Source organism: Kocuria sp. GQ42, from assembly GCF_059758435.1.
Genome location: NZ_JCAXEN010000010.1, coordinates 42,795 through 54,434, shown reverse-complemented (window position 1 = coordinate 54,434; position 11,640 = coordinate 42,795). Strand labels below are relative to the sequence as shown.

General features: G+C 74.0%; 12 protein-coding genes. 3 read left to right on the top strand and 9 right to left on the bottom strand.

Annotation, left to right across the window (positions count from 1 at the left end; genetic code table 11):
• Window positions 1–21: 21 nt before the first annotated feature.
• The 4 genes from AC6CH6_RS17520 to AC6CH6_RS17505 form a co-directional block, all read right to left on the bottom strand.
• Window positions 22–693, bottom strand: a complete 672-nt coding sequence (locus AC6CH6_RS17520) for a DUF305 domain-containing protein (RefSeq protein WP_498256106.1) — start codon at window positions 691–693, stop codon at window positions 22–24.
• Between the two features lie 81 nt (window positions 694–774).
• Window positions 775–2,988 (bottom strand): heavy metal translocating P-type ATPase, encoded by a 2,214-nt coding sequence (locus AC6CH6_RS17515; RefSeq protein ID WP_498256105.1) that lies wholly within the window; start codon window positions 2,986–2,988, stop codon window positions 775–777.
• Between the two features lie 98 nt (window positions 2,989–3,086).
• A complete protein-coding gene (locus AC6CH6_RS17510; RefSeq protein ID WP_498256104.1) occupies window positions 3,087–4,232 on the bottom strand; it encodes a sensor histidine kinase in 1,146 nt (381 codons plus the stop codon).
• Window positions 4,229–4,930, bottom strand: a complete 702-nt coding sequence (locus AC6CH6_RS17505; protein ID WP_498256103.1) for a response regulator transcription factor — start codon at window positions 4,928–4,930, stop codon at window positions 4,229–4,231. The genes AC6CH6_RS17510 and AC6CH6_RS17505 overlap by 4 nt, the downstream gene beginning before the upstream one ends.
• A gap of 198 nt (window positions 4,931–5,128) precedes the next feature.
• Between AC6CH6_RS17505 and AC6CH6_RS17500 the strand changes: the two genes are divergently transcribed.
• Both AC6CH6_RS17500 and AC6CH6_RS17495 read left to right on the top strand, forming a co-directional pair.
• Window positions 5,129–6,094, top strand: a complete 966-nt coding sequence (locus tag AC6CH6_RS17500) for a hypothetical protein (RefSeq protein ID WP_498256102.1) — start codon at window positions 5,129–5,131, stop codon at window positions 6,092–6,094.
• Window positions 6,094–6,540, top strand: coding sequence for a hypothetical protein (locus AC6CH6_RS17495; protein WP_498256101.1), 447 nt, complete (start codon window positions 6,094–6,096; stop codon window positions 6,538–6,540). Before AC6CH6_RS17500 ends, AC6CH6_RS17495 begins: the two co-directional genes overlap by 1 nt.
• Window positions 6,541–6,627: 87 nt before the next feature.
• Here AC6CH6_RS17495 and AC6CH6_RS17490 read toward each other — a convergent pair whose 3' ends face one another.
• Window positions 6,628–7,809, bottom strand: coding sequence for an MFS transporter (locus AC6CH6_RS17490; RefSeq protein ID WP_498256100.1), 1,182 nt, complete (start codon window positions 7,807–7,809; stop codon window positions 6,628–6,630).
• Window positions 7,810–7,899: 90 nt separating this feature from the next.
• Here AC6CH6_RS17490 and AC6CH6_RS17485 point away from each other — a divergent pair, with 90 nt between their 5' ends.
• Window positions 7,900–8,481 (top strand): TetR/AcrR family transcriptional regulator, encoded by a 582-nt coding sequence (locus AC6CH6_RS17485; protein ID WP_498256099.1) that lies wholly within the window; start codon window positions 7,900–7,902, stop codon window positions 8,479–8,481.
• Between the two features lie 78 nt (window positions 8,482–8,559).
• Here AC6CH6_RS17485 and yczE read toward each other — a convergent pair whose 3' ends face one another.
• The 4 genes from yczE to AC6CH6_RS17465 form a co-directional block, all read right to left on the bottom strand.
• Window positions 8,560–9,198, bottom strand: coding sequence for a membrane protein YczE (gene yczE / locus AC6CH6_RS17480; RefSeq protein ID WP_498256098.1), 639 nt, complete (start codon window positions 9,196–9,198; stop codon window positions 8,560–8,562).
• A 115-nt stretch (window positions 9,199–9,313) separates the two neighbouring features.
• On the bottom strand, window positions 9,314–10,075 hold the full coding sequence (locus tag AC6CH6_RS17475) for an SDR family NAD(P)-dependent oxidoreductase (protein ID WP_498256097.1): 762 nt from the start codon (window positions 10,073–10,075) through the stop codon (window positions 9,314–9,316).
• Between the two features lie 189 nt (window positions 10,076–10,264).
• On the bottom strand, window positions 10,265–10,981 hold the full coding sequence (locus AC6CH6_RS17470; RefSeq protein ID WP_498256096.1) for an HNH endonuclease family protein: 717 nt from the start codon (window positions 10,979–10,981) through the stop codon (window positions 10,265–10,267).
• Window positions 10,982–11,123: 142 nt separating this feature from the next.
• Window positions 11,124–11,579 (bottom strand): Lrp/AsnC family transcriptional regulator, encoded by a 456-nt coding sequence (locus tag AC6CH6_RS17465; protein ID WP_498256095.1) that lies wholly within the window; start codon window positions 11,577–11,579, stop codon window positions 11,124–11,126.
• Window positions 11,580–11,640: the final 61 nt, after the last annotated feature.

Sequence of the window (11,640 nt, the reverse complement as noted above, 5' to 3'; positions counted from 1 at the left end):
CGACGCCGGTCACCGGGACGGTCAGGAACCGTCCGGCAGCTCCTGGAGCATCCGCTCCATCTCGGTGATCTCCGCCTCCTGGTCCTCGACCACCTGGCGGGCGAGCTCGACGGCCTGCGGGTTCTGTCCCTGCTCGATCTGCTCCTGGGCCATCTCGACCGCGCCCTCGTGGTGGACGGTCATCTGCTCCAGGTACAGCTGGGCGGCCCCGGTGCCCCGGGCGTCCTCGAGGGCGGACATGTCCTCCTCGCTCATCATCCCGCTCATGCCCGCCCCGGAGCCGTGGTCCATGCCGTCCATGTCCTCGGCGTCGGTCAGCGGCTCTGCCTCCCAGGCGGTGAGCATGTCGTTCATGCGCTCGATCTCCGGGCCCTGGGCGTCGATGACTCCCTGGGCGAAGTCGGCGACCTCGGCCGGGACATCGTCCTTGGCCAGCAGCATCTCGCTCATCTCCACGGCCTGCTCGTGGTGCGGGAGCATCATCTGGGCGAACATCACGTCCGCGTCGTCGTGCTCGGCGGCGATCGGCTCGCCGGAGGCCGCACCGGTGCTGGTGGCCGCAGGGGCGGAGGCCGCGGGGGCAGCGGTCTCCGCGTCCGCGCCGGCGCCCTCCTGGGCGCCGCTGGTGCCGCAGCCGGCCAGGGCGAGGGCCGAGGCCAGGGCGAGGGTGGTGAGGGTGGTGGAACGCTTCACGATGGGTGTCCTTCTCTTCTCTTCGGTTCGGGGGTCGAGGGGTCGGGGGTCGGGGGTCGGGGGTCGGGGGGTCAGGGTGGCTCAGCGGACGGGGACGGTGTCGGCCTGCTCGGGGGCCGGGCGGTCCTCGGTGCCGACGGCGGCCAGATGGGCCGGGGCGAGGTCGAGGCGGCGCAGCAGCTGGGCGTTGAGCGCCACCACGATGGTGGACGCCGACATCAGCACCGCGCCCACGGCCGGGGACAGCACGATCCCGATCGGGGCGAGCACCCCGGCGGCCAGGGGCACGGCGACCACGTTGTAGCCGGCGGCCCAGACCAGGTTCTGGATCATCTTCCGGTAGCTGGCCCGCGACAGCTCGATCATCGACAGCACGGACCGGGGGTCGTTGCCGGCCAGGACCACCCCGGCCGACTCCATGGCCACGTCGGTGCCGGCGCCGATGGCGATGCCGACCTCCGCCCGGGCCAGGGCGGGGGCGTCGTTGACGCCGTCGCCGACCATCGCCACCGTCATCCCCCGGGACTGGAGCTCGACGACCTTGGTGTCCTTGTCCTGCGGGAGGACCTCGGCGAAGACCTCGTCGATGCCCAGCTCGGCGCCCACGGCCTCGGCGACCTGCCGGGCGTCGCCGGTGATCATCGCCACGCGCACCCCCCTGTCCTGCAGGGCGGCCACGGCGGCGCGGGACTCGGGACGGACCTTGTCCTCCAGGGCCAGGGCACCGATGACCGCTCCGTCCCGGAGGACGTGGAGCACCCCGGCGCCGCGCGCCACCCACTCACGGGTGGTCCCGGCGATCGTCGCCGGCGTGGACAGGCCGAGCTCGCGCAGCATGTTGGGTCCGCCGACCGTGATCTCGGCGCCGTCGACCGTGGCGCGGACGCCGCGGCCGGTGGCCGACCGGAGGTCGGTGCCGCGCAGGCCCAGCCGCTGCGCCTCGGGGTCCTGGGTGGCCGCGGTGACGATGGCGCGGGCCACGGGGTGCTCGCTGTCGGCCTCGGCCGCCGCCGCCAGCGCCAGGAGCTCACCCTTCGAGGTGCCGGGGACCGGGGCGGCGCCGGTCACGGCGTGGGCGCCCTCGGTAAGGGTGCCGGTCTTGTCGAAGAGCACCACGTCGATGGTGCGCATCCGCTCCAGGGCCAGCCGGTCCTTGATCAGCACCCCGGCCTTCGCCGCGCGCTCGGTGGAGATCGCGATGACCAGCGGGATCGCCAGGCCCAGGGCGTGCGGGCAGGCGATGACCAGCACGGTCACGGTGCGGATCACCGCGTCGTCCGGGCTGCCCAGCAGCGTCCAGGCGATGGCGGTGAGGATGCCGGCGGCCAGGGCGAACCAGAACAGCAGCGCGGCGGCACGGTCGGCCAGGGCCTGGGCCCGGGAGGAGGACTCCTGGGCGGCCTCGACCATCCGCTGGATCCCGGCCAGGGCGGTGTCGGCGCCGACGGCCTCCACCCGCACGCGCACGGTGGTGTCGGTGGCCACGGTCCCGGCGACCACCGTCTCGCCGGGTGCCCGGCTGACGGCCTTGGACTCGCCGGTGATCATGGACTCGTCGAACTCGGCCGTCCCCGCGACGATCTCCCCGTCGGCCGGGACCCGGGCCCCGGGGCGGATGAGCACGACGTCGCCCACGGCCAGCTCGGCGACGGGCACGGTGACGGTGTCGCCGTCGACGACCTTCTCGGCCTCGTCGGGCAGCAGCGCGGCCAGGGCGTCCAGGGCGGAGGACGCCGCCCCGAGGGCGCGCATCTCCATCCAGTGGCCCAGCAGCATGATGACCACCAGCAGGGCCAGCTCCCACCAGAAGTCGAGGTCGAACCCGCCGATCCCCAGGGTGGTGACCCAGGAGGCGACGAAGGCGACGGTGATGGCCATGGCGATCAGTAGCATCATCCCCGGCTGCCGGCTCTTCAGCTCGGTGAGTCCGCCCTTCAGGAACGGGGCCCCGCCGTAGACGAAGATCACGGTGCCCAACACCGGGGGGATCCAGGCGGAGCCGGGGAACTCGGGGACGGAGTAGCCCAGCAGGTGCCCGACCATCGGGCTGAAGAGCACCACGGGAATCGCCAGCACGAGACTGAGCCAGAACTTGTTCCTGAACATCGCCGTGGAGTGCCCGGCGTGCTCGCCGTGGGTGTGGACCTGGTGGTCCTCGTCCACCGCCGAGTGGGCGTGGGCGTGCGGCATGGCCTGCCCGTGGGTGTCGGCATCGGCGTGCTGTTCGTGGCCGTGGGCGTCCGCGGACTGCTCCGGGGCGGCGGGGCGGCCGTGGTCCTGGTGCGGGGAGCTCATGATCTTCCTCCTGCGAGAACTGGTGTCCGCTCGGTGGGGACCGAGGTGGTCCTGCTCCTTCTAGGTATATACCCCCAGGGGGTATAAGGCAAGGTGTGTCATCGGCTGATCCCGACCGGCTCCGGCCCCGCCCGCTGACGGGAGGGCAGCTCCACGGTGAAGGCCGTCCCGGCGCCGGGCCCGGGGGACGTGACGGTCAGCGTGCCGCCGTGGGCCTCGACCAGGGCCCGGGAGATGGTCAGGCCGATCCCGGAGCCGCCGTGGTCGCGGTCCCGGGCGCTGTCCCCGCGCCAGAAGCGCTCGAACACCCGGGGCAGGTGCTCGGCGGCGATGCCGTCGCCGGTGTCGGCGACGGTGACGGCCACCTGCCCCGGACCCCGCCGGGCGACGCCGAGGGAGACCTGCCCGCCGGGCGGTGTGTGGCGCAGGGCGTTGGTGAGCAGGTTGCCCAGCACCTGCCCCATCCGCTGCCGGTCCACGTCCACCACCCCGGCGTCGTCGTCGACGTCCAGGACGAGCCGCACGCCCTTGGCGGCGTACGCCTCCCGGTGGGCCTCCGCGGCGGAGCGGGCCAGGTCGCCGGCCGGCTGCGAGGCGCGGTCCAGGTCGATCCGGCCCTCCTCGGCCCGGGAGACGTCGTGGATGTCCTCGACCAGCCGGGTGAGGCGTCCGAGCTGGTCGGTCACGAGCTCGCCGGTGGCCTCGTCCCACTGCGCCACCCCGTCCTGCAGCGCCTCGCAGTAGACCGTGAGCACCGAGATCGGTGTGCGCATCTCGTGGGCCAGGTCCGAGAGCATCCGCCGCCGGAGCTCCTCGGTGCGCTCCAGCCGCTCGGCCATGGTGTTGAACGAGGCCGCCACCGCGTCCACCTCGACGCCGGCGCCGAGGGCCGGGACCCGGGTGTCGTAGCGGCCGCGGGACATGCCCCGGGCCGCCTCGGTGAGCGCGGCGAGGGGCCGCCGGAGGCGGCGGGTGAAGAGCCAGGTCACCGCCGCGGCGCAGATCACGGCGGTGCCCAGGGCCACGCCCAGGACGATGAGACCGGCGTCCCGGTAGGCCCGCTCCACGTGGAGCAGCTCGGGGGAGTTCTCGGCGTGCCCGGCCATGATCAGGTGCTCGTGGAAGATCGCGGGTCCGGCCAGGGAGGCGACCGCCACGGCGGCGAGGATGCTGGCGGCCACCACGATGGCCTGGGCCAGGAAGAACCGGGAGGCCAGGCCGCGGGGGTGTCGTCGTCGAGTCATCGGGCCACCATCCGGTAGCCGACCCCGCGCACGGTGTCGACGAAGGCGGCTTGGTCCTCCCCGAGCTTCCGGCGCAGGTGCCCGATGTGCACGTCCACGATCCGCTCGTCGCCCACCCAGGAGGGGCCCCATACGGTGTCGATGAGCCGGCGGCGGGTCAGCGCCTCGTGCGGCCGGGCCGTCAGGGCGGCCAGCAGCTCGAACTCGGTGCGGGTCAGCGCCACCGCCTCCCCGCCCACCCGCGCCTCGTGGGCCGCGAGGTCGACGGTCAGCTCGCCGAACTCCCGGGCGGACTCGACCGGGGCCAGCGTGGTGCGGGGTCGGCGCAGCACCGCGGCCACCCGGGCGACGAGCTCGCGGACGCTGAAGGGCTTCGTGATGTAGTCGTCGGCCCCGGCCGCCAGCCCGGCCAGCTTGTCCTCCTCGTCCCCGCGGGCGGTGAGCATCAGCACGTAGCACTCGGAGAAGCCCCGGATCCTGCGGCACACCTCGATGCCGCCCATCCCCGGCAGCCCCAGGTCCAGCACCACCACGTCCGGGCTCCGGTCGCGGGCGGCTTCCACGGCGTCGGGGCCGGTGTGGACGGTGGCGACCTCGTAGCCGCCGCGGGCCAGGTAGGTGGCGACCATCTGCGCCAGGGGCTTCTCGTCGTCCACCACCAGCACCCGCCCGGCCGCCGCATCAGTGCCAGGATTCATGACTTCAGTGTCCTCCCCCGCCGCGGCGCGGCGGCACCCGGGGGCGGTCAGCGCGGGAATCTTCGCCAAACCTTCACGGACCACGCCGCGGGCCGGGGCGCCTTGGCCGACTGCCGTCCGTCCGGAGAACCGGTGACCGATTCCGTCACCTGCCCGGCGGCCCTGTCTCCCCCGGCGCCGGATTCCTAGAGTCGTGCCATGGGGACAGGACGGACCACGGCGGCGGACGCCCGGGGGACCAGCGCGGCGTGGGTGTGGTGGGACGCCCGCCGGGCCCACCGGAAGGGTCCGGAGGCGCTCCGCCGGCGGCAGCGGGAGCGGCTGGCCGAGCTCGTGGCCTTCGCGCGGGAGCACTCCGCCTACTACCGGCGGCTCTACCAGGGCCTGCCGGAGCGGGTCGAGGACGTCACCTCCCTGCCGGTGACGGACAAGCGGCAGCTGATGGCCCACTTCGACGAGGTCGCCACGGACCCGGCCGTGACCCTGGCGGCGGTCCAGGAGTTCGTGGCGGACCCGGCCCGGATCGGGGAGCGGTTCGCCGGGAGGTACCTGGTGGCCAGCACCGCCGGCACCACCGGCACCCGGGGCCTCTTCGTGCTCGACGACCGGTACCGGGCGGTGACCTCGGGGATGATGGCCCGGCTGTCCGCGGGCTGGCTGTCCGGGCGGGACCTGGTGCGGCTCACGGTGCGCGGGGGCCGGTTCGCCGCGGTCGTGGCCACCGGCGGGCACTTCCTGGCCGTGGCCACCAGCACCCGGGAGATGCGGGAGCGACCGCGGCGCCACCGCCGGCTCAGGATCCTCTCGATCCACCGGCCGCTGCCCGAGCTGGTGGCCGAGCTCAACGCCTTCGGCCCGCTCATGCTCGGCGCCTACGCCAGTGTGCTGCGTCTGCTGGCCTCCGAGCAGGAGGCCGGGCGGCTGCGCCTGCGCCCGGTGCTGGTGCTCAGCACGCCGAGGGCCTGCCGCCGGACGAGCGCACCCGGATCGAGCGGGCCTTCGGGGCGCCCGTGCGGGAGGTCTACGGGTGCACCGAGACCGGCTACGCGGCCTCGAGCTGCGCCCGGGGCTGGCTGCACCTGGTCGAGGACTGGGTCGTCCTCGAACCGGTCGACGCCGAGCACCGTCCCGTCCCGCCCGGGACCGTCTCGCACACGGTGCTGATGACGAACCTGGCCAACCGGGTCCAGCCGATCATCCGCTACGACGTCGGCGACCGGGTCCTGATGAAGCCGGACCCGTGCGGGTGCGGGAACCCGGCCCCGGCCCTGCGCGTGCAGGGCCGGGCCTCGGACGTCCTCGCCTTCCCCGACGACGACGGGCGGGGCCTGGTCGCGGTGCCCCCGCTCGCGCTGGGGACCGTCATCGACCGCGTCCCGGGCGTGGAGCTGTTCCAGGTCGCCCAGACCGCCCCTGCCGGCCTGCGGGTCCGGCTGCTCCCGGCGGCCGGCGAGGACCCCGAGCAGGTGTGGGCCGCCGTGCTGAGCGGCGTCACGGGCCTGCTCGGCGACCTGGGCCTGGGCCACGTCGCCGTTGAACGGGCCCGAGAGGCACCGCAGCAGAGCACCGGCGGCAAGTACCGCACCGTCATCCCGCTCCCCGCACCATGACGGATCCGCCGGACGGCTGGCGGGCTTCGCGGGACGGACAGGGATCGAGCTGCCCGGTGCCCGTCGTGGTGGCCCGCGTGCGCTGGATCAGGTCCGCGTACTGCCGGCCCCCGCGGGGTGCGGTGCCGGGGTGGTGCGGGAGGACCGCGCCCCGGACCGGCCGCTCAGGGCCGGCAGCACCGCGAGGATCCCGAGCGCACCGGCCACGGCGAAGGCCAGGACCGGGGCGGCGGGATCGAACAGGACGCCCAGCAGGACCGAGCCGGCCGCCTGACCGACGGCGAGAGCGATGAACAGCACGGCGGTGCCCTCGGACACGCGATCGGGAACCACCCGCGCGGCCCAGACGATGAGGACGCCGGACAGGGCGGTGTAGCCGACCCCGAACACGGCCGCGGAGACGAACGCGGCGAGAGGCGCCCCCGGCGCCGCGCCCAGGACGACGGTCGCGCCGGCCATGGCCACCGCGGTCGAGACCCACGCCGTCCGCAGGCTCCAGACCTGGACGATCCTCCCGGCGGCGGCGCCCAGCACGCCGAACGCCCCCAGGACCATCCAGGCCGCAATGGAATAGGACTCCTCGCCCGTGCCGGACTCGGCCATGGCCGTGCGCCCGAAGGTCCAGATCGCGGCGCTCGAGGCGCCGGCGAGCGCCGCCGCGGCGATGGGCCGGGCCAGCGGCACCAGATCACGGACCCGCACCCGTGCGGGCCGCTCCGCGGCCGGAGACCGGTGCGCGGACCGGTCCGCACGGAGGGTGGCCACGGTGGCCGCTGCCACCAGGACGGCGATGGCCGCCCATCCCAGGCGCCACTGGTCGATCGTGAGGAGCATGAGGAGGCCCGCGACGACGATGCCCGCTCCGGTGCCGGCGTTGACGACCGTCTGGGCACTCTCCTGGCGCGCCGGTGCGAGATTGCGCTCGATGAGCGTGACCAGGCCCGGGGTGGCGAACCCGGCGCCGGCACCGGCGAGCACCACACTCACCGCGAGGACGACCGCGGTGGGCGAGGCCGCCACGCCTGCCGTGCCCAGCGTGGCCGTCGCCCCCGCGCACACCACGACCAGGCGCGGGCGGGCGGCCAGGCGCGAGGCGAGCACCGCGGCGAGGCAGAAGGAGAGGAAGCTCCCGGCCTGGATGAGCCCGGAGACGGCCGAGCCCATCTGGAAGGTCTCGGTGAACCGGGGCAGGAAGAGCCCGTAGCCGAAGCGCGCCAGCCCGTAGGTCGCCGCGATCAGTGCCATCCCGCTGATCACCAGAGCTCGCATCGGACTCCCTCTCGCACGTCGCTGACCAGAACGATCGTAACGCTACACCAAAACGCTCGTTCTGGAACCAGGGGTCGATACAGTGGTGGGGTGACCACCGTCCCGCGACTCCCCGCGCGCACCCGGCTGCTGCAGGCGGCCGACCGGGTGCTGTTCGACCGCGGCATCCGGGCCACGCCCGTCGACGAGCTGCTGCGCGAGGCGGAGGTCTCGGCAGCCACCCTGTACACGCACTTCGGCAGCAAGGACGCCCTGGTGGCCGAGGCGCTGCGGGTCCGGCTGGCGGACTGGCGGTCGGTCTGGGACCAGCACGTGGTCGCGGCCGCCGACGACACGGCGCGGCTGCTCGCGGTGTTCGACGCCCTGGCCTCCTACCGGCGGGACCAGCCCCACCCGGCGCGCTGGTGCGCCTTCCTGGCCGCGGCCACCGAGCTTCCCGAGGCCACGGACGAGATCGGCGCCGTCCTGGCCGCGGACACCGCCCTCCTCACCGAGCGGCTCCTGCACCTCTCCCGGCCCCTCGCCGGGGAACGCGCCCAGGACCTGGCCGACGAGGTCCTCCTGGCCTACGGCGGGACCCTGGCCGCCTTCCTCCGCGGCACCCCCCGGTCACCGATCGACGTCGGCCGCCGCCTGGCCTCCGCCGCGGTCCGAGCCCACCGCCGCGACTGAACCCCCAGCGGCGGGCGGCTCCGGGGCTCGATCCCGGCGAGGCCACCTCGCTGCGGGCGTGCAGATCGAGGCCTGGCGTCAGCGGTGGAGGCGGACGCTCAGCCGGGGCAGCAGGACCTGGACCAGCGGGCCGATGGCCAGGGCGTAGAGCACCGTGCCCAGCCCCACGGTGCCGCCGAGCACCCACCCGGCGAGCACCACGACCACCTCGATCGAGGTGCGGACCACGCGCACCGACCCCCCGGTCCGTCTGACCAGGCCCGTCATCAGCCCGTCCCGCGGGCCGGCGCCCAGGTGCACCCCGATGTAGGCGGCGGTCGCCACGGCGTTGAGGAGCACGCCCGCGAGCACGAGCAGCACCCGCAGCGGCAAGGACTCGACCGGAGGCAGCACCGCCAGGGTCGCGTCGAGCACCAGCCCGACCACCACCGCGTTGCTGAGGGTGCCCAGCCCGGGCCGCTCGCGCAGCGGGATCCAGAGGAGGAGGAGCAGCACGCTGACAACGATGACCACCGTGCCCATGCTCAGCCCGAACTGCCGGGACAGCCCCTGGTGCAGCACGTCCCACGGGATGACACCGAGCTCCGCCCGCACGAGCATCCCCATGGTGATGCCGTAGAGCACCAGCCCGGCACAGAGCTGCACGAGCCGCCGGGGCAGTCTGCGCGAGTCCGGCCCGTCGATCGAGCGGGCCAGGGCGCGCGGACTCCAGTTCATGCGGATCATCTTCGCACCGGCGGGGCGCTCCCTGCGCACGGGTCGGCCTCGCCGGCGAGGTCGCGGCCCGCTCGACACGTCGTCGGCCCTCCGCGCGGCCGGGATCCGACCGGGTTCAGATCCGCCTGGTGCTGGTGATGCCGCCGTCCACGTGGATCTCGGCGCCGTGGAGGTAGGCGGCTTCGTCGGAGACGATCCAGGCGACGGCGGCGGCGACCTCCTCCGGGGTCCCGGGACGCCCGGCGGGAGTGGCGGCCGTGAGCCGGGCGATGACGTCGTCGGCCGGGGCGTTGATCGGGGACCGCGTCGCTCCGGGAGAGACGGTGTTGACCCGCACACCGTGCGACCCGAACTCCGCCGCCCAGCTGCGCGCGAGCTGGATCTGCGCCGCCTTCGTCGCCGAGTACAGCCCCACGATGGGGCTGCCGACGTGGGCCATCCACGAGCCGATGACGACGATCGCCCCGCTACCGTTCTCGACCATCCCCGGCGCCAGGGCGGCCGTGAGCACGTGCGGGGCACGCACGTTGACGGCGAGCGCGGCCTCGAGATCCGCATCGGTGAGGGAGAGGGTGTCCACGGCGGGGCACACGGCGGCGTTGTGGACCAGGGTGTCGACGTGACCGCCCAGGGTCTGCGTGGCGGCGCGGGCGAAGGTCCGCAGGTCGTCCGCGGGGGCGGTGAGCTCGGAGGCGATGAAGTCCGCCCGCCCTCCGCGGTCGCGGATCTCGGTCACCACGCCGCCCCCGCGGGCGCGGTCACGGCCCGTGACGCCGACGTGCCACCCTCGAGCGGCCAGTGTCCGTGCGGTGGCGGCACCGATGCCGCTGGTGGAGCCGGTGACCAGAGCGGTGCGGGTTCGTCCCAGTGATGTCATGACCCCATGCTCGCCGGAGCGAGCCCGGATGGCCACAGCCGGCTCGAGCAGGGGCGGGCAGCACGCCGTTCCCGACAACGTCGTCGTGGCGCTGCGGCGCCCGCTGCACCCGGGCAGGATCGAAGCAGCCCCTCTGCACGGCCCGGCCGCCCCTCCGCGCCGCGCCCGCCCGGGAGCCGTCCGCCCGGCTCAGGCCTTCCTGACGGTGAGGGTGACGTTGGGGCAGGAGGCGGCGATCCGGGTCAGGGCGGCCTTCTCCGTGCTGTCGACCTTGAGGCCCCAGCGGATCTTCACCGCCACCCACTCCCCGACGTAGCCGCAGCGGTTCCGCGGCGGCATCCAGGCCTCGGGGCCCCGGGCCTGCTTGGCCGAGTTCAGCGCGGAGGTCTGGGCGCTGAGCGTGCGGTGGTCCCCGAGGTCGTTGTAGAAGGCCACGCGCTTGGTCTTCGTCCAGTACCGCGCCCCGGAGCCCCAGGCCTCGTGGACGGGCACCGTGTGGTCGATCTGCACCGCGGTGGCCGAGGTGTGCACCCTCCCGTCCCAGGTGGTGATCCAGCGCCCGCCCTTGACGGTGCAGCGCTTGCTGGTGGTGAAGCTGATGCTCGCCCTGGACTCGTTCTGCAGCACCTCGGCGCGGGTGTTCTGACAGTCGCGGTTGGCGTCGTTCCAGTCGCCGAACTGCCTGGTCCGGTCGTAGCCGGCGTTGTTCTCCCCGGCCACGGGCAGGGACTTCACGGCGGTGCGCAATGAGGCGCTGTAGGTCGTCGCCGCCTCGGCGGGCATCGCGCCACCGACGAGGACCAGACCGGCCACGACCACCGAGGCCGCGGCGGTCCGGAGCGGGCCGCCGGCAGTGGGCGAGCCGTCACCGGAAGGGCGGGCACGGAAGAGCATGCTGAGGAACATCGGGGGCCTCCAGGATGGGGGGGGTGAGGCGCCGGCGCGGGCGTCCCTCCATCCTGGCATCGCTATTGCAAATACATGCAACGTGTTGTGGTCACACTTCTGGGGACGGCTCCCGGGACAGGGAGGACCTCCGGGAGCTGCGTCAGGCGTCGACAGGGGAGAGCATCGGCCGGTGCTCGTAGAAGGTCTGCAGCACCACGGTGGTGCGGGTGTTCACGGAGGCCGCGTGACGCACCTCGTTGACGAGGGCCTCGAGCGCCTTCGGCGAGGCCACCCGGACGAACAGCATGTAGGCGGAGTCCCCGGCCACCGAGTGGCAGGCCTCGATCGCCGTGATCGACTGCAGGAGCTCGGGGGCGTTGTCGGGCTGGCGGGGATCGAGGGGCGTGATCTCGATGAAGGCCGCGAGCGGCTTGCCGATGGCCTCGGGGTCGAGGATCGCCTGGTACCCGACGATCACACCGCTGCTCTCGAGCTTGCGCAGGCGCGCCTGCACGGCCGAGACCGAGAGACCGACCCGCTCGGACAGCTGAGCGAGGGTGGCGCGGGGGTCGTGGGACACCTCGGTTGCCAGTCGCACATCCATCGGGTCGTCCATGGGCCGAACGCTACCAGCTGATCGCGCCGAAAAGGTTGACAGCCCCGCGACCACATGTGAA

What these genes read in the sequence shown, in the direction of transcription:
- AC6CH6_RS17500 (WP_498256102.1), top strand. Translation starts at nt 5,129, where the DNA reads ATGGGGACAGGACGGACCACGGCGGCGGACGCCCGGGGGACCAGCGCG.
- AC6CH6_RS17495 (WP_498256101.1), top strand. Translation starts at nt 6,094, where the DNA reads ATGACGAACCTGGCCAACCGGGTCCAGCCGATCATCCGCTACGACGTC.
- AC6CH6_RS17470 (WP_498256096.1), bottom strand. Translation starts at nt 10,981, where the DNA reads ATGTTCCTCAGCATGCTCTTCCGTGCCCGCCCTTCCGGTGACGGCTCG.
- AC6CH6_RS17515 (WP_498256105.1), bottom strand. Translation starts at nt 2,988, where the DNA reads ATGAGCTCCCCGCACCAGGACCACGGCCGCCCCGCCGCCCCGGAGCAG.
- AC6CH6_RS17505 (WP_498256103.1), bottom strand. Translation starts at nt 4,930, where the DNA reads ATGAATCCTGGCACTGATGCGGCGGCCGGGCGGGTGCTGGTGGTGGAC.
- AC6CH6_RS17465 (WP_498256095.1), bottom strand. Translation starts at nt 11,579, where the DNA reads ATGGACGACCCGATGGATGTGCGACTGGCAACCGAGGTGTCCCACGAC.
- AC6CH6_RS17510 (WP_498256104.1), bottom strand. Translation starts at nt 4,232, where the DNA reads ATGACTCGACGACGACACCCCCGCGGCCTGGCCTCCCGGTTCTTCCTG.
- AC6CH6_RS17490 (WP_498256100.1), bottom strand. Translation starts at nt 7,809, where the DNA reads ATGCGAGCTCTGGTGATCAGCGGGATGGCACTGATCGCGGCGACCTAC.
- AC6CH6_RS17475 (WP_498256097.1), bottom strand. Translation starts at nt 10,075, where the DNA reads ATGACATCACTGGGACGAACCCGCACCGCTCTGGTCACCGGCTCCACC.
- yczE (WP_498256098.1), bottom strand. Translation starts at nt 9,198, where the DNA reads ATGAACTGGAGTCCGCGCGCCCTGGCCCGCTCGATCGACGGGCCGGAC.